The following is a 16752-nucleotide window of genomic DNA, read 5'->3' on the forward strand; positions in this document are numbered from 1 at the left end:
ATGGTGACATTTTCTCAGACCGCTTACAGGGTGACAATATCACAGTCCGACGACAAGTTGCCAAAATTGCTGTTGACACCGTATGGTAGCTATGCTAAAATTATAGTTTCTTGACAAGAAGCTGTGTCCGTGCTATAATAATGGCAGTGTAAAGTTTTGTTTTAAGGGGGTCCGGCGTTGTTTAAAGTTGGTGATAAAGTCGTGTACCCCATGCACGGGGCAGGGATCATCGAAGCTATTGAAGAAAAAGAAGTCCTCGGAGAGAAGAAGCAGTATTATATTTTGCGTTTACCCGTAGGTGATATGAAGGTAATGATTCCCATCTCCAACTGCCGGGAGGTTGGCCTGCGGGAAGTTATCGACCGGGCGAGCGTTCCCAAGGTAATCAGTATTCTCAAGGGAAAAAGCACCGCCATGTCCACCAACTGGAACCGGCGCTACAGAGCCAACCTGGAAAAAATGCGCAGCGGTGATATATACGAGGTAGCCGAAGTGGTACGCAACCTGGCCAAACGGGAAAAGGAAAAAGGCCTTTCTTCCGGGGAGAGAAAAATGCTGGAAAATGCACGTCAAATACTAATCAGTGAGCTGGCTCTGGCTACCGAGCTGGAGGAAGAAAAGGCTCAGTCTCTGGTAGACAGCGCATTTGCCTGATGCACGCCGGTTATCATGGCGTGTTTTCTTTTTTACGGGTAAATTGCAGGTAAGATTCTCCAATTTTTAGTTGAAGTGGTTGTCCCAGGGGACTATAATATAAGTGTCAGTGGTGTAAATAATAATGCAAATAAGAGAAAAGAAAGAGAAAGGGAGGTGATGAAACTGCTCAGGCGCATTATTTTTTTTCTGCTGATCATGCTTTTTGCAGCCTCCGGCTTTTATGCGGGCTTACTCACCCTGGACAGGGGTTTATTTTCCCTTCCAGCCGGTTTACCCCAGCTGAAGTTCGGTATCCTTGCCCTTAGCACACTGGTGGGGCTGGTTCTGGGCCTGTTGCTGGCTTCTCCTATTATTCGCGGGGCGCTGCGCTTGACTTCTTTCCTGGAACAGCGTCTCTCCAGGACACCCACCCAGGACCTTGTTATAGGTTCTGTAGGCTTGATTATTGGACTCATAATTGCTAATTTATTAGGTTCAATTCTTTTCGTTCTGGGACCTGTAGGCAGGTTGATCTGGATCCTGGGTACGCTGCTTTTAGCATATCTGGGCATGAGCGTGGCCGTGAAGAAGCGGGAGGAATTGCTCGGCTTGTTCAGCAATTTTCCCCGGTTCGGCAGGGAAAAGGCTTCCCGGTTGGAAAACCGCCAGTCAAATTACAAGCTGCTGGATACCAGTGTAATCATAGACGGGCGCATAGCCGACCTGGTTGAAAGCGGTTTTATCGAAGGTACTCTTTTAGTCCCTGCCTTTGTACTGGAGGAGCTCAGACATATCGCTGATTCTCCGGATGTGCTGAAGCGTAACCGTGGCCGCCGGGGGCTGGATATTTTAAACCAGATGCGTAAGAATTCCCCTGTGAAGGTACAGATTATAGACAATGTGCGGGGTCTTGACGATGTGGCCGAAGTAGATTCCAAGCTTGTGAAGCTGGCACAGCGGTTGGGTGCCAAAATAATGACCAACGATTTTAACCTGAACAAGGTGGCCGAGCTTCACGGCGTGAAGGTGCTCAACATCAATGAACTGGCCAACGCCATTAAACCGGTGGTCTTGCCGGGAGAAGAAATGACCGTGCAGGTGGTGAGGGATGGTAAGGAGGCCGGTCAGGGAGTGGGTTACCTTGATGATGGCACCATGATCGTGGTGGACGGCGGTAAAAAATATATGGGGCAAACCATCAGTGTGCTGGTAACCAGTGTTTTGCAGACTGCGGCCGGCCGGATGATTTTTGCCCGCCCGCGGCAGGAACAGCGGCAGGAGGCACAAAATGTGCGGTACAACGGGGTGAACGCCCTTGGATAATATTTTTGGCATTGTGGTTGCTGCGGGACGTTCCGTTCGGATGGGGCAGGGAATAAATAAACAGTTCCTGCCCCTTTCCGGCTTACCTGTCCTGGCCCGGAGCTTGCTGGTTTTTGAGGAGGCCGTACCTGTTAAAGGTTATATTCTGGTCGTGGCCGAAAGTGAAATTACCCGTGCGTCCCGGCTGGCCCGTCAGGAATGGCGCTGCCGCAAGCTGCTGGCCGTAGTTCCCGGCGGGGAGCGGCGGCAGGATTCCGTACGCAGGGGATTGGAGGCCCTGCCTCCGGAGGCGGAAATAGTGCTCGTCCATGACGGTGCCCGGCCGCTGGTGGGCGTGGAGGAGCTGGTGACAGTAGCTTCCGAGGCCATGCGCTGGGGGGCGGCCACTCTCGCGGTACCGGTAAAGGACACGGTGAAGGAAGTGGGGGCTGACGGTTTTGTCGTGCGCACCCTGCCCCGGGAGTCCCTGTGGCTGACCCAGACCCCTCAGGCCTTCAGGCTTTCCCTGCTCCGGGAAGCGCACCTGAGGGCGGAAGTGGGAAAAATTACGGCCACCGACGATGCCTCCCTCGTAGAAGCCCTGGGTTACCGCGTCAAGCTGGTGCCCGGCTCCTACCGGAATATCAAGATCACCACACCCGAGGATCTGGCTGTGGCGGAAGCGCTGCTCCGGCAGTGGGAGAGGTCGTAGACGCACCACCCCAGTGGTTGCGTTGGTTACGCACTTAATGCGTTAGTTACGTACTTAAGTTAAGATATATTTTTTCAGGTAACTGACGGGGAGATAAATGTGAAACCGCTCGAGATTTTTTTTGTGCTGATGATATTCGTTTTTATATACCTGGCAGTTCCCAAAGCGATCACTTTATACAACAAAAAGAGGAAATGTGCTGGCGGTGCTTCCCGTGTACGGGTCGGTTTTGGTTATGATGTGCACCGGCTGGTAGCCGGGCGACCCCTGATTCTCGGGGGGGTGAGCGTGCCGTTTGACCGGGGGTTGGAGGGCCATTCCGATGCCGATGTGCTGGTTCATGCCGTTATGGATGCCCTGCTGGGTGCGGCCGGGCAGAGGGACATCGGGTACCACTTCCCCGACCGCGATCCCCGGTATGCGGGCATTTCCAGCCTTCTCCTGCTGGAACGTGTAGGCCGGCTTCTGGCCGGGGAGGGGTTTACGGTTAACAACATTGATGCGGTGGTGGTAGCTCAGGCTCCCCGGCTGTCCCCGTACATCCCCGGCATGGAATCTAATATCGCCAGGTCCCTCAATATTGATGCAGGTTGCGTCAACGTCAAGGCTACAACCACCGAGGGCCTGGGCTTTACCGGCACCGGTGAGGGGATAGCGGCTTATGCCGTGGTTACCGTTGTCTCTTCTTGAGGTCGTCCCGGTATGATGGGGAGAAGCCGGATAGGTGTCCATACGGCCATCTGCTGCAGTACCGTAACCGTTTAGGCAGGTGTAATTTATTGACCCTCGACGGACGCGCAGCTTACCAGTTGCTGATAAACTTTTTCGACCTGCTTTCTGGTTTCTTCCAGATCGCCATCGTTGTAAATCACAAAGTCGGCCCATTTCATTTTTTCGCTCAGGGGAGCCTGGGCGTTAATTCTTTTGAGTGCTTCATCCCGGTTGAGGCCGCGGTCCAAAAGCCTTTGGAGCTGCACCCCGGGAGAGGCGTGCACCACAATGATTTTTTCCACGAGGTGTCCTGCTCCCGCTTCGATCAACAGGGGGATTTCCTTGATAATCAATGCTCCGGGGTCCCGGGCTAAAATTTGCGCGGTAATTTTCCGGTCCTCTTCAAAAACTGCCGGGTGTACGATCTGGTTCAACCGGGCCAGTTTTTCCGGGTCCTCGAAGACCAGGGAGCCGAGCTTTTTGCGGTTGATGGTTTGGTCCGGGTTGAGAATTTCGGTTCCAAAAAATTCAACAATCTCACGCCAGGCCTTCAGCCCCGGGCGCATAGTTTCGTGAGCCAGAACGTCAAAATCAATAACGTATGCTCCCAGTTCTTGGAATAACTTCGCAACCGTACTTTTACCAGTAGCAATACTTCCCGTCAGACCGGCAATCATGGTATTTACCCGTCCTTTGTTGTTTCCATCCTGTGGTGGTAGACGCCGCCGGGCATCAATCGCACCCAGGGTTTTTATATGTCATTATTCTAACCCCGCGTGGAAGGTCTTGCAAGGTTGTGGACTCCATTCAAAAGTTGCCTCTCCACCGGGCCGGTGATATAATATGGGTCGAATAATGAGCTTTTAAAAATCTTTTGAGCAGAGGAGGACTATTTTTGTCCGGCGTCAGAGTCAGATTTGCTCCCAGCCCCACCGGCCCGTTACATATCGGAGGGGCTCGTTCGGCCTTATTTAACTGGCTATTTGCCCGCAATCAAGGTGGTACTTTTATTGTACGCATCGAAGATACCGATCTGGAACGTTCTTCCCGGGAATCCGAGAAAAACATCCTGGCTGCTTTACGCTGGCTGGGTCTGGACTGGGACGAGGGGATCGAAGTGGGCGGTCCCCACGGTCCTTACCGGCAGACGGAGCGGCTTTCCATTTATCAAACTTATGCCCGGCAGCTTTTAGAAAACGGGTGGGCCTATTATTGTTACTGTACTGAAGAAGAGCTGGCTGCCGAACGGGAGGCTCTGCTGGCCCGGGGCGAGATGCCCCGTTATACCGGCCGTTGCCGTCACCTGTGCGAAGAGGACCGGCGCCGTCTGGAAGCTGAGGGGCGCCGGCCGGTACTGCGTTTCGCGGTCCCCTCCGGGGAAACCATTACCGTGCAGGACCTGGTACGCGGGGAAGTTTCCTTTGATGTGGACGGTATCGGCGACTTTATTATCGTTAAGTCCGATGGTATTCCCACCTACAACTTTGCCGTGGTGGTGGATGACCATGCCATGGGCATTACACACGTCATCCGGGCGGAGGAGCACCTGTCCAATACGCCGCGGCAGATTCTCCTTTACAGGGCCTTCAATTGGCCGGTGCCCAGATTTGCTCACGTTTCGCTGATTCTCGGCCAGGATCGCACCAAGATGAGCAAGCGGCACGGGGCCACATCCATTGAGCAGTACCGGGAGATGGGCTACCTTCCCGAAGCCCTGGTCAACTTTCTGGCCCTTTTGGGCTGGTCTCCCGGAGGCGAAGAGGAAATTTTTACTCTGGAAGAATTGAAGCGACAGTTTTCTCTCGAGCGGGTGGCTAAAAATCCGGCTGTTTTTGACCTGGACAAGCTTAACTGGTTGAACGGCCACTACATTCGTCAAAGTTCCCTGGAGCGGATTACCGACCTGGCCATACCTTTTTTGCAAAAGGCCGGGTATATTGGCGGAGAAGTAACTCCGGAGAAATACCGGTGGTTGAAGCAGTTGGTGGCCGCCGTGCGGGATTACCTGACCAACCTGTCCGAGATCACCCGGTACGTGGATATTTTCTTTGCGCCGGAAGTGGAGCCGGAAGATGAAGAGGCCCGCTCGGTGCTGGCCGGGGAGCAGGTTCCCCGCGTGCTGGCCGCCCTGGCGGAGAAAATCGAGGCTACAGATGAATTGAACGAAGAAAGTGCCCGGGGCATATTGAAAAAGCTACCCAGGGAACTGGGTTTGGGTGGGCGGATGGTTTACCTGCCCATCAGGGTGGCTCTTACCGGTCGCACTCACGGCCCGGAACTTTACCAGGTCATTCCCCTTCTGGGCAAAGAAAAGGTGCTGGCCCGCCTGGCCCGGTACGCGGGGTGAGCATGGTGAACTGCCCGGGCGAAGGCTTCTTCAGACCAACCTCCAACCTCCAACTTCCAGATCTGGGGGGTAGGCTATGTTCAAGCAGCTGAAGCGTGATATACAGGCAGTGTTTGAGCGGGACCCGGCGGCCAAAAACCTCCTGGAAGTGCTGCTCTGCTATCCCGGCCTGCATGCTATTATCATGCACCGGATAGCTCACTTCTTTTACCGGAAGCGGCTTTTCACCATTGCCCGCTTGATTTCTCACATCTCGCGTTTCCTCACCCAGATTGAAATACACCCCGGGGCCAAGATCGGTCAGGGATTGTTCATTGACCACGGAGCCGGGGTGGTCATCGGGGAGACTGCGGAAATTGGTGACAATGTGACCATCTACCAGGGGGTAACCCTGGGGGGAACCGGGAAGGAGAAGGGAAAGCGCCACCCCACCATCGGCAACAATGTGGTCATCAGCGCCGGCGCCAAGATCCTGGGTTCCTTTACCGTGGGGGACAATTCCAAGATCGGCGCCGGGTCGGTGGTACTCAAGCCCGTACCTCCCAACAGCACCGTGGTGGGGGTGCCCGGCAAGGTGGTCATCCAGGACGGCAGGCGGGTGGGTGCGGCCAGCGCGCCGGATATTGACCTGCGTCACGACCTGCTGCCCGACCCTGTGGCGGAAGTGATCAACTGCCTCATGCACAACATTGAGCGCCTGGAAAAACGGGTCCTGGAACTGGAGAAAAAGCTGGCGGACAACAAGCCGGCCGAACCCTTGAAGTCCTGTGACGCTGTGGTGCAGGGTGTCTTTTCCCGGACCAACGAGTCGTGAGGGGCGGTCCGTCCGACCCATAGCACGGAGGCGACGGGGGACGACACCGCCCCGGGTGGTTATGCGACTGTATCTTATAACGCGGGTTTAGAGGAGCGAGTGTTCCATGGAAATATACAATACTTTGACCAGACGCAAGGAAAAATTTGTTCCCCGGGAACCGGGGCGGGTCGATATGTACGTATGCGGGCCGACTACCTATAACTTCATCCACCTGGGCAATGCCCGGCCTCTCGTCTTCTTTGACACCGTGCGCCGTTACTTCCGGTACAGGGGTTTCCAGGTTAAGTATGTGCAAAACTTTACAGACGTCGATGATAAGATCATCAACCGGGCCCGGGAAGAAGGAGTAGACGCCCTGGCCCTGGCCCGTAAATATATCGACGAATACTTCCGGGATGCCGGTGCCCTGAACGTGCGCCCGGCCGATGTACACCCCAGGGTTTCCGAACATATCCCGGAAATTATCGATCTCATAAGCGCACTCGTCGAGAAAAAGGCTGCTTATGTAGTTGATAAAGACGTCTATTTTGATATAAGAGCCTTTCCGGAATACGGCAAGCTGTCGGGGCGCACCCTGGATGAGATGCAGGCGGGAGCCCGCGTAGAGGTGGATCCCCGTAAAAAACACCCTATGGATTTCGCCCTCTGGAAGGCTGCCAAACCCGGGGAACCGGCCTGGGACAGCCCGTGGGGTAAAGGGCGTCCTGGCTGGCATATTGAATGCTCGGCCATGGCTCTGAAATACCTGGGGCATAACTTCGACATTCACGGAGGAGGTTTCGACCTGGTCTTTCCCCATCACGAGAACGAGATTGCCCAGGCCGAGGCGGCTACCGGCCAGCCTTTCGTGCGCTATTGGATGCATAACGGATTCATTACTGTCAACCAGGAGAAAATGTCCAAATCTCTGGGCAATTTCTTCCTGGTAAGGGAAATTCTTGATAAATTCCCCCCGGAGGTAGTGCGTTTTTTCCTTCTCTCCACCCATTACCGCAGTCCGCTTGATTTTGATGATGAAAAGATGGCTGCCGCGGGGCGGGGGTTGGACCGTTTTAAAAACAGCATTCGCCTGTTGACCGAAGCCCTGGAACGTCCCTCCCGGGACCGGGTAAAACCCGAAGATGAGGAATTTATAGCCGCTCTGGGGAAATACCACCAGGATTTTGTGGCTGCCATGGACGACGATTTCAATACTGCCCTGGCGGTGGCCATTTGCTTCGAACTGGCCCGGGAAGTAAATGCTTACCTGCATAACACCGGAGAGTACCCCTGTCGGGAGGCCCTGGAAAAAGCGATGAACCTTTTCCAATCCTTTAACGAAGTGCTGGGTCTTTTCCGGGTTGAAGAAGGAACCGGTCGTATCTTAATCGAGGGACGGCACGCAAAAAGCAACGGCCTTGAGGAGGCCCTGCTCGATTTACTGCTGGAAGTGCGGCAGCAGGCCAGGGCCAGAAAGGACTGGGCCACCGCTGATCACATCCGGGACCGTTTGAAAGAACTCGGCATCATTCTGGAAGATACTCCCGGCGGTGTCCGCTGGAAGAGGCAGGGATAAGGGGTTTGGCTACCTTGACTTTGAGCCTGCGTGGCGAGATCATCCCCAATGCCGAGCAGTTGCCGGCCCTGGTCCTGGCCTATGTTGGCGATGCCGCGTATGAGCTGGCGATTCGTCAATATCTGGTGACCCGGGGACTTGTAAGTGTGAATCAACTGCATCGGGAAGCCATAAAATATGTACGGGCCGATGCACAGGCGAGGGTAATGCGAGCCCTGAAGGATGAACTCACCGAAGTGGAAGCTGCTGTTGCCAGGCGGGGCCGGAATGCCCGGAGTGGTCATCCTCCCCGGGGCTCTGATGTAATCAGCTACCGCTACAGTACGGGGTTGGAAAGTCTTATAGGTTACCTTTATCTATCAGGGCAGAACGAGCGCCTGGAGGAAATTGTCTCTCTGGCCCGTCAGGTGGTGGAAAAGGGTGACTGAAAAGGCGGCTTGTGAAAACATCATAGCCGGCCGTCATCCGGTCAAAGAAGCTATTCTGGCTAACAGGTCCATAAATAAACTGCTGGTGGCCAGAGGAACTGCAGGCGCACCACTCGGTGAAATCCTCAATCTGGCCCGGGAAAGGGGGATACCTGTCCAGTTCGTGGAACGCTCCCATCTGAACGGGCTGGTTAAGGATGTCCCGCACCAGGGTGTTGTTGCCGTAGCCGCGGCCAAAGAGTACGTTTCCGTGGAGGACATCCTGGCTGCCGCGTACCCCGAGGCCCCCTTTTTAATTCTGCTCAATGAGATCACCGACCCGCACAATCTGGGGGCTATTTTGCGTACGGCTGATGCTGCAGGGGTGCACGGTGTGATTATTACCCGCCACCGTTCGGCAGCCCTTACCCCGGCAGTGGCCAAGGCTTCCTGCGGAGCTATGGAATATGTCCGGGTGGCGAGGGTACCCAATTTGGCCCGGACCATCACCTTTCTGCAGGAGCGGGGAATCTGGGTGGTGGGGGCCTGCGGGACGGCTGAGGACCTGTATTGGGATGTGCGTCTGGACGGTCCGGTTGCCCTGGTGATAGGTGGGGAAGATAAAGGCCTGGGGAGACTGGTGCGGGAGAGGTGCGATCAGCTTGTCAGACTGCCCATGGCCGGGCAGGTCAGCTCCCTGAACGCCTCGGTGGCGACAGCTCTGCTGGCCTACGAGGTGGTCAGGCAGAGGAGACAGGTCCATGGAAGAGTACCTGATCGTTGACGGGTATAACATAATTCACGCCTGGCCGGAGCTGGAACAGCTATCCGGGTCCAGTTTGGAACATGCACGTACCCGGTTGGTGGATATTCTGGTTAATTATGCTGCTTTGACCGGGGAGCACGTGGTGGTGGTTTTTGATGCCCACCAGGTGAAACAGGGCGGGGACCGGTCGGAAACCGTCGACGGAGTGCAGGTAATTTATACTCCTGAGGGAGAAACCGCCGATGCGGTTATCGAGAGACTGGTCGGTGAGCTTTCCCGGCGCGGGACGGTTTATGTGGCCACTTACGACTGGGCTGAGCAGCGGATGATTCTGGGGCGGGGTGCATACAGGATCACGCCGAGGGAGCTCTGGAAAAAAATACAGCTTACCCGGGAGGAAGGAAAAAAGCATTACTCAACCGGGCGGCCTGCGGATGGATACCTGGAAAACCGCTTGGTGGATGAGATTCGCATGATTTTTGAGCGCTGGCGAAGAAAAAAGGACTAGCCGCGGCGATCGTGAAACGAAAGCAAGTCCTATTTTTGCTTGACGGGTTATCCGGCCTGAGATATAATTAGTTAGGTAAAAATTAAAGAAAGAGGTACGGGAAATGCCTTTGCTCCGTTCCGTTTAAAGAAAAAAGAGTCGGGATCCATATTTACCCGGACTTCTGATTAACGGCGGAAAAGGCTTTTATTTTTTCTTTTGTTTCGGGCGGGAAAGCCGGACACACAAAGCGGGGGGGATACTGTGAGTCTGAGCGTCCAGAGGGAATGTGCGACCTGTTATCACATGATGGACGATGAGGAAGTGGTTGAATACGCCCGCGAAGGTGATGATGCCGCGCTGGAGTACTTGATTAACAAGTACAAGAACTTTGTGCGGGCTAAGGCACGTTCCTACTTCCTCATCGGGGCCGACCGGGAGGACATCATTCAGGAAGGGATGATTGGCCTTTACAAGGCTATTCGTGACTTCCGGTTAGACAAGCTTTCGTCCTTCCGCGCCTTTGCAGAACTTTGTATCACCAGGCAAATCATTACCGCTATTAAAACGGCCACCCGGCAAAAGCACATACCTTTGAACTCTTACGTTTCTTTGAACAAGCCTATTTACGATGAAGATTCAGACCGCACCCTTCTGGATGTCATCTCCGGTACCAGGATTGCCGACCCGGAGGAATTAATTATTAGCCGGGAGGAGTTTTACGATATTGAAGAAAAAATGGGTGAAATCCTGAGCTCTCTGGAATGGAAGGTGCTCATGTCCTACCTGGAGGGCAAGTCCTACCAGGAAATTGCCGAGGACCTGAAGCGCCACGTCAAATCCATTGACAACGCCTTGCAACGGGTCAAACGTAAGTTGGAAAGGTACCTCGAAAAGCGAAATCATTAACTGGTTGATAAGGGTTACTGTCAAGTAGCCCTTTTTCTTTTTATTTGACCTCGGGACTCAATTTCCTGCTTTTCGAGGTGAATTTCCTCGTAATTTTCAAGAAGGAGTTGTGTCCAAATGTTTGGAGATACCCGGACAGCGCTGCAGGATTTAAAGGATATGGTGGCTGCGTTTGTGAAGGAGAGGGACTGGGAGAAGTTTCATACGCCCAAAAATCTGGCCATGTCCGTGGCCATTGAGGCTGCCGAGCTGATGGAGCTTTTCCAGTGGTCGGACGAACGTGAGCTGACGCCGGAGCTTTTATTACGGGTGGAGGAGGAGCTGGCCGATGTTTTGATTTACTGTCTGGCCATGGCCAATGCTGCAGGCATTGATCTGGCCCGGGCGGTAAAGCGGAAAATGGAGGCCAATGCCCGGAAATATCCTGCGGACACCTACCGGGGCAGATACCGTTAGCTGGCTTCCAGTGTTTTTTAAAATTAATTAATATTATTGATCCTTAATATATTTGGCGTTATGATTATGGAGGGATCAGGTTTCGGGAGAGATGTCTATGCAGATAACGGAAGAAGAAAAAAGAGTTGCCGTGGAACGGACCGTGAACATTCTTAAACATTATTCCCGTGAGCGGGGTAATCTCATTCCAATTTTACAGCAGGTCCAGGAAAACCTGGGCTATGTACCTGCGGTGGCCATGGAGGAAGTGGCGCGACACCTGGACATCCCGCCCGTGGACGTCTACAGCGTGGTTACTTTTTACAACCAGTTTCGCCTCGTTCCTCCCGGCCGGCACAAGGTCAGGGTATGCATGGGTACGGCCTGCCACATGAAGGGGGGCCATATCATCCTGGACTGCTGGAAGAGGCGCCTGGGCATTGACGTTAACCAGGTTACGCCGGACCGGGAATTCAGCCTGGAAAGGGTGGCCTGCGTGGGGTGCTGCACCATGGCACCGGTTACCGTGATCGATGACGAGGTGCACGGCAGGGTAACCCCCACCCGGGTGGACGGGTTGCTCTTTTCCTATGGCGTTGAAATCCGGAAAGGTCAGAAAGAAGGGGAACCGGTTGAGTAGCAGCATAGTGGCGGAAACATATAAAAAATTGCAGCAGGAATCCAGGACTGCCTGGGAGAGGCTGCGGGAGCACCCCTTGATCCTGGTCGGCACGGCCACTTGCGGCCGCGCAGCTGGAGCTCTTGAGGTTTTAAAGGTAATTAAAGAGGAGCTTGAAAAACACGCTATTACCGCCCGGGTCCTGGAAGTGGGTTGCATGGGGCATTGCTATGCGGAACCCCTGGTAACCGTTTATAAACCGGGTTTCCCGGCCATCAGCTATGGTTACGTTACTGCGGGTATTGCCGCGCGACTGGTGCAGGATTTCCTGGGTGGTGACGATCCCTGTCTGGAATTCGCCCTGGCTGCCCTGGAAACAAATGATATGGTACCGTCCTTTGGTGACTTTCCGCGGGGAATGATTGAAAAGCCCGTTATTCTGGATAAGTGTGGCCTCATTGACCCGGAGGAAATCGAACACTATATCGCTCTGGGCGGGTATGCCGCCCTGGCCAGAGCCCTGACCCGGGAGCCCGGTTGGGTGGTGGAAGAAATAAAGGCTTCCGGCCTGCGGGGTCGTGGTGGAGCAGGTTTCCCCACCGGTCGCAAGTGGGAAACCTGTCGTCTTGAGCCGGCGGACGAGAAATATGTTATTTGCAACGCCGATGAAGGGGACCCGGGAGCCTTTATGGACCGGGCCATACTGGAATCAAACCCCCATGAAGTGCTTGAGGGACTGGCTATTGCCGCTTACGCGGTTGGAGCCCGGCGGGGTTATTTCTATGTCCGCGCTGAATACCCCCTGGCCGTGCAACGGGTGAAGAGGGCCATCGAACAGGCCCGCCGGTACGGCCTATTAGGGACCGGTATCCTGGGGAGCAGTTTCAGCTTTGATGTGGATGTTTTTCAGGGTTCGGGGGCCTTCGTGTGTGGCGAGGAAACCGCTCTGATCGCCTCCATGGAAGGGGAGCCCGGCCTTCCCCGCCACCGGCCGCCGTTTCCGGCCACTGCCGGTTTGTGGGGTAAGCCCACGGTCATTAACAACGTAAAGACACTGGCTTACGTGCCCCATATCATTGAGCGGGGTGCACAGTGGTTCAGGGGGATAGGAACTCCCGGCAGTCCCGGCACAGCAGTCTTCGCCCTGGCCGGGAAAGTGGTCAATACCGGCCTGGCCGAGGTGCCCATGGGCACGACCTTGAGAGAATTGGTCTATGATGTGGGAAGTGGCATTCCCGGGGGCAAAGCCTTTAAAGCCGTGCAGATTGGTGGACCTTCGGGAGGCTGCCTGCCTGAAGCTGCGCTGGATATGCCCATAGATTTCGATTCTTTGAGCCAGGCAGGAGCCATGATGGGTTCCGGGGGGATGGTCATCCTGGATGAGGATGACTGCATGGTGGAAATAGCCCGGTTTTTCCTGGATTTTACCCAGAAGGAATCCTGTGGCAAGTGCACCATGTGTCGTCTGGGAACCAGGCAGATGCTGGACATTCTGGAGTCCATTACCAAGGGACGGGGCAGGCCCGGTGACATAGAACTTCTTCAGGAGCTGGCTGAAGACGTCAAAGCAGGTTCGTTGTGCGCCCTGGGCAGGACGGCGCCCAACCCCGTGCTGAGTACTCTCAGGTATTTCCGGGATGAATACGAGGCCCATATCAAGGAACGTCGCTGTCCGGCGCTGATGTGTCAGGATTTGATTGCCTACTATATCCTCCCGGAAAAGTGTGAGCGTTCCTGTGATGCCTGTGTGGGCAGCTGCCCGGTTGAGGCCATTTATGCCAATGAAGACCGCATTAAAGTTATAGACCAGCAAAAGTGCGTCAAGTGTGCCAGTTGCCTGGAGGCCTGCCCGCCCCAGTACAAAGCGGTCGTCAAACTCTCCCCGCCGGAACTGGTGACCGGAAGGGGAGCTACCAACAGAGCATAAAAATGGCTGCCGTTTTGCAAACGGCAGACAAATCTATTTTCAAGACGAGTCGGAGGATTCGACATGAGAACAGTCACCTTAACCATAGATGGCCGGGCCGTGCAGGCGCGGGAAGGAGAAAAGCTGCTCCGGGTAGCCCTGGAAAACGGCATCTACATCCCCAACCTCTGTGCCATTCCCGGGGTAGAACACCCGGCTGCTGCCTGCCGGTTGTGCTTTGTGGAGATCGAGGGTTACTCCCGCCCGGTTACCGCCTGTACCGAGCCCGTGGTGGAAGGGATGGTGGTGTCCACCCGCAGCCCGAGGGTGGACCGCCTGGTGCTGACGGCCTTTGAGCTCCTTTTGTCCAATCACCGCCTGGATTGCGCCAGTTGTTCCCGCAACCGTACCTGCGAGTTGCAGAAAATTGCCCGGGAACGCCGCTGGCCTCTGCGGGTGAAACGGCTGAGAAAGCTGGAACGCAATTTACCGGTGGACGATTCCAGCCCGGTATTGCGCTACGACCCCAACAGGTGTGTCCTCTGCGGGCGGTGTGTGTGGGTCTGCCGGGAAAAAGGTGCCGGAGTGCTTGGTTTTGCCGGAAGAGGATTTGAGCGCAGAGTAACCACCTTTGGCGATGTCCCCCTTAGCCAGTCGGGTTGTACTGGTTGCGGCGAATGTATCAAGGTTTGTCCCGTGGGTGCCCTTACAGAGAAAGAAATTGCAATTATCTCAGTCTGAGATAATTGCCGGGAGCACCAGATTTGGCGGAAATACTGCCAGAGTTTACCCTGGTGTCGCAGAGTGAGATGACCCCCGGTTTCTCTTTGAGATAATATACTGGAATTAAGGCGGCAGGAAGTACTTTCTTCCTGCTTTATTATTTTCTGAATCCGTAATGGTCCAAGGCCTGCCGCTTATTACCCCGACCGCCAGCAATTACATAAGCTCTGGCACAACTCTTGCGTGTATAATCAAGTAGAGGTTGCACAAAACGTGAGGTGGTGGCAATGGCTAAAGTTATGGTTGCTCAACAAGCCGTGAATATAGAGGTGCGGGAAGGCTGGTGCAAAGGGTGCGGGATCTGCGTAGCCCTTTGCCCCAGAGAGGTACTTTCCCTGAATGCTTCGGGCAAGGTTTCGGTGGTAAATCCTGACCGCTGTGTTGGTTGCGGCCGGTGTGAGATCCACTGTCCGGACTTTGCCATCGGTATAGAGGTGAAGGAATAATGAGTGATGTGGTGGAAATGGCCCGCCTGATGCAGGGCAACGAGGCTGTGGTGGAAGGGGCTCTGGCTGCTGGGGTGCGTTTTTTTGCCGGTTACCCCATCACCCCCTCCACGGAGATTGCCGAGCTGATGGCCGAGCGTCTGCCCGGCATGGGCGGTAAGTTCATACAAATGGAAGACGAAATCGCCAGTATGGCCGCGGTCATAGGAGCTTCCCTGGCCGGTGTGAAGGCCCTTACGGCCACCAGCGGGCCGGGTTTTTCGCTGAAGCAGGAAAACATCGGCTATGCGGCTATCGCAGAAATTCCCTGCGTGATTGTCAATGTACAGCGCTGGGGTCCCAGTACGGGTATTCCCACCGCTCCCGCCCAGGGTGATGTGATGCAGGCCAGGTGGGGAACACACGGCGATCACCCGGTCATCGTCCTCTGTCCAGCCTCGGTACGGGAGGCATACATGCTGGCCATCCGGGCCGTAAATCTTTCGGAAAAGTACCGGGTGCCGGTGATCCTGCTGATGGACGAAGTGATCGGTCACATGCGGGAACGTGTGGTGCTGCCCGGTGCCGGGGAAGTACAGGTAATTGAACGTAAAAAGCCTGCTGTGGAGCCGGAAGATTATTACCCCTACCGTCCCGGTGATGATGGCGTACCACCCATGGCCAACTTTGGAGATGGTTACCGTTACCACGTTACCGGGCTGGTGCACGATGAAAAAGGCAATCCCAGCACCGACCCTCAGGTTGCCGAAAATTTAATCCTGAGGCTGCACCGGAAAATTTATGATCACCTGGATGATGTGGTGACCGTGGAGGGCTACCAGCTGGAGGATGCGGAAGTAGTGGTGATCGCCTATGGTGCGGTGGCCAGATCGGCCAGGCGGGCGGTCAAAGATGCCCGGGCGGCGGGTATAAGGGCGGGGCTGTTCCGCCCGGTAACCATCTGGCCCTTCCCGGAAAAAGAGGTGGCGGAACTTGCTGGCCGGGTGCGGCACATCATCGTGGCCGAGATGAACCTGGGTCAGCTGCGGGGAGAAGTGGAGCGGGCCGTGCAGGGCCGGGTCGGGGTGACGGGAGTTAACAGGCTTAACGGAGAACTGATCACCTTTGACGAAATCCTGTCCGCCATCAAGGGGGTGACAGCAGATGCTCAGTCAGGTTGAATCCCACCTGCGGTCCGACCGGTTTCCACATATCTGGTGTCCCGGTTGCGGCAACGGCATAGTTTTATCGGCACTGGTCAGGGCCATTGAGGAACTGGGCTTAAACCCGGACAAAACCGTGGTGGTTTCCGGTATCGGCTGTTCTTCCAGAGCAGCGGGTTATCTGGATTTCAACACTCTGCATACTACCCACGGTCGTGCGCTGGCCTTTGCCACCGGTATAAAACTAGCAAGGCCTGAACTGCATGTCTTTGTGTTGATGGGAGACGGCGATGCCACGGCTATCGGTGGCAATCACTTTATACACGCTGCCAGGCGCAATATAGACCTGACGGCCATCATTTTCAACAATAGCATCTACGGTATGACCGGAGGGCAATATTCACCTCTTACCCCTCCCGGCAAAAGGGCAACTACCGCTCCTTACGGGAATATTGAGCGAAGCTTCGATATTGCCGAACTGGCCAAAGGTGCCGGTGCCACCTATGTGGCCCGGGCCACAACCTATCATGCCACCATGCTGGAAAAATTGATTGTGGCCGGAGCCAGGAACAAGGGCTTCAGTGTCATTGAGGCCATTACCGCCTGCCCTGTGGGGTACGGGCGGCGTAATAAAATGGGTAACGGGTTGCAAATGCTTCTCTGGCAGAAGGAACATGCGGTCACGGTGAAACAAGCGGAAAAAATGAGCCCGGAGGAACTGCAGGACAAGATCATTATCGGTGAGCTGTACCGGGGAGAAGCTCCCGAATAC

At 55.1% G+C, this 16752-nt stretch carries 19 protein-coding genes; 18 read left to right on the forward strand and 1 reads right to left on the reverse strand.

What is annotated here, in order from left to right; translation table 11 throughout:
• Positions 1 to 177: 177 nt before the first annotated feature.
• The 4 genes from ACPLUI_RS02970 to ispF all read left to right on the forward strand — a co-directional run bounded on the left by ACPLUI_RS02970 (position 178) and on the right by ispF (position 3340).
• Positions 178 to 654, forward strand: a complete 477-nt coding sequence (locus ACPLUI_RS02970) for a CarD family transcriptional regulator (protein ID WP_424658788.1) — start codon at positions 178 to 180, stop codon at positions 652 to 654.
• Between the two features lie 165 nt (positions 655 to 819).
• Positions 820 to 1959 (forward strand): PIN/TRAM domain-containing protein, encoded by a 1140-nt coding sequence (locus tag ACPLUI_RS02975; protein WP_424658805.1) that lies wholly within the window; start codon positions 820 to 822, stop codon positions 1957 to 1959.
• Positions 1952 to 2650 carry a 2-C-methyl-D-erythritol 4-phosphate cytidylyltransferase gene (ispD, locus tag ACPLUI_RS02980; RefSeq protein ID WP_424658789.1) on the forward strand — a complete coding sequence of 233 codons (699 nt, stop codon included), beginning with the start codon at positions 1952 to 1954 and terminating at the stop codon, positions 2648 to 2650. The genes ACPLUI_RS02975 and ispD overlap by 8 nt, the downstream gene beginning before the upstream one ends.
• Positions 2651 to 2773: 123 nt before the next feature.
• Positions 2774 to 3340: a 2-C-methyl-D-erythritol 2,4-cyclodiphosphate synthase gene (gene ispF / locus ACPLUI_RS02985; RefSeq protein WP_424658790.1), complete on the forward strand. Its 567-nt coding sequence runs from the start codon at positions 2774 to 2776 to the stop codon at positions 3338 to 3340.
• 86 nt (positions 3341 to 3426) lie between these two features.
• Here ispF and coaE read toward each other — a convergent pair whose 3' ends face one another.
• Complete coding sequence (gene coaE / locus ACPLUI_RS02990; protein ID WP_424658791.1) at positions 3427 to 4038, reverse strand: dephospho-CoA kinase; 612 nt, start codon at positions 4036 to 4038, stop codon at positions 3427 to 3429.
• A 218-nt stretch (positions 4039 to 4256) separates the two neighbouring features.
• On the opposite strand from coaE, the gene gltX reads away from it, so the two are divergent.
• The 14 genes from gltX to ACPLUI_RS03060 form a co-directional block, all read left to right on the forward strand.
• Positions 4257 to 5708 carry a glutamate--tRNA ligase gene (gltX, locus tag ACPLUI_RS02995; protein ID WP_424658792.1) on the forward strand — a complete coding sequence of 484 codons (1452 nt, stop codon included), beginning with the start codon at positions 4257 to 4259 and terminating at the stop codon, positions 5706 to 5708.
• 76 nt (positions 5709 to 5784) lie between these two features.
• On the forward strand, positions 5785 to 6522 hold the full coding sequence (gene cysE / locus ACPLUI_RS03000; protein WP_424658793.1) for a serine O-acetyltransferase: 738 nt from the start codon (positions 5785 to 5787) through the stop codon (positions 6520 to 6522).
• 106 nt (positions 6523 to 6628) lie between these two features.
• On the forward strand, positions 6629 to 8080 hold the full coding sequence (cysS, locus tag ACPLUI_RS03005) for a cysteine--tRNA ligase (RefSeq protein ID WP_424658794.1): 1452 nt from the start codon (positions 6629 to 6631) through the stop codon (positions 8078 to 8080).
• A gap of 14 nt (positions 8081 to 8094) precedes the next feature.
• The gene (locus ACPLUI_RS03010; protein WP_424658806.1) at positions 8095 to 8508 is read left to right on the forward strand and encodes a Mini-ribonuclease 3; all 414 of its coding nucleotides are present in this window, start codon (positions 8095 to 8097) and stop codon (positions 8506 to 8508) included.
• Positions 8501 to 9271, forward strand: a complete 771-nt coding sequence (gene rlmB / locus ACPLUI_RS03015; protein WP_424658795.1) for a 23S rRNA (guanosine(2251)-2'-O)-methyltransferase RlmB — start codon at positions 8501 to 8503, stop codon at positions 9269 to 9271. Before ACPLUI_RS03010 ends, rlmB begins: the two co-directional genes overlap by 8 nt.
• Complete coding sequence (locus ACPLUI_RS03020) at positions 9249 to 9761, forward strand: NYN domain-containing protein (protein ID WP_424658796.1); 513 nt, start codon at positions 9249 to 9251, stop codon at positions 9759 to 9761. Before rlmB ends, ACPLUI_RS03020 begins: the two co-directional genes overlap by 23 nt.
• 243 nt (positions 9762 to 10004) lie before the next feature.
• A complete protein-coding gene (gene sigH / locus ACPLUI_RS03025; protein ID WP_424658797.1) occupies positions 10005 to 10649 on the forward strand; it encodes an RNA polymerase sporulation sigma factor SigH in 645 nt (214 codons plus the stop codon).
• Positions 10650 to 10766: 117 nt separating this feature from the next.
• Positions 10767 to 11105 (forward strand): nucleotide pyrophosphohydrolase, encoded by a 339-nt coding sequence (locus ACPLUI_RS03030; RefSeq protein WP_424658798.1) that lies wholly within the window; start codon positions 10767 to 10769, stop codon positions 11103 to 11105.
• A 97-nt stretch (positions 11106 to 11202) separates the two neighbouring features.
• Complete coding sequence (gene nuoE / locus ACPLUI_RS03035; protein WP_424658799.1) at positions 11203 to 11724, forward strand: NADH-quinone oxidoreductase subunit NuoE; 522 nt, start codon at positions 11203 to 11205, stop codon at positions 11722 to 11724.
• Positions 11717 to 13630 carry an NADH-ubiquinone oxidoreductase-F iron-sulfur binding region domain-containing protein gene (locus ACPLUI_RS03040; RefSeq protein ID WP_424658800.1) on the forward strand — a complete coding sequence of 638 codons (1914 nt, stop codon included), beginning with the start codon at positions 11717 to 11719 and terminating at the stop codon, positions 13628 to 13630. Before nuoE ends, ACPLUI_RS03040 begins: the two co-directional genes overlap by 8 nt.
• A gap of 63 nt (positions 13631 to 13693) precedes the next feature.
• Positions 13694 to 14350, forward strand: a complete 657-nt coding sequence (locus ACPLUI_RS03045) for a 2Fe-2S iron-sulfur cluster-binding protein (RefSeq protein WP_424658801.1) — start codon at positions 13694 to 13696, stop codon at positions 14348 to 14350.
• Positions 14351 to 14619: 269 nt separating this feature from the next.
• The gene (locus tag ACPLUI_RS03050) at positions 14620 to 14838 is read left to right on the forward strand and encodes a 4Fe-4S binding protein (protein WP_424658802.1); all 219 of its coding nucleotides are present in this window, start codon (positions 14620 to 14622) and stop codon (positions 14836 to 14838) included.
• The gene (locus tag ACPLUI_RS03055) at positions 14838 to 15998 is read left to right on the forward strand and encodes a 2-oxoacid:acceptor oxidoreductase subunit alpha (RefSeq protein ID WP_424658803.1); all 1161 of its coding nucleotides are present in this window, start codon (positions 14838 to 14840) and stop codon (positions 15996 to 15998) included. The genes ACPLUI_RS03050 and ACPLUI_RS03055 overlap by 1 nt, the downstream gene beginning before the upstream one ends.
• Positions 15982 to 16752, forward strand: a 771-nt coding sequence (locus tag ACPLUI_RS03060; protein WP_424658804.1) for a 2-oxoacid:ferredoxin oxidoreductase subunit beta, incomplete at its 3' end; no start/stop codon positions are given. The genes ACPLUI_RS03055 and ACPLUI_RS03060, both read left to right, overlap by 17 nt.

It is taken from the genome of Desulfofundulus sp. (assembly GCF_049701015.1).
GTDB lineage: Bacteria > Bacillota > Desulfotomaculia > Desulfotomaculales > Desulfovirgulaceae > Desulfofundulus.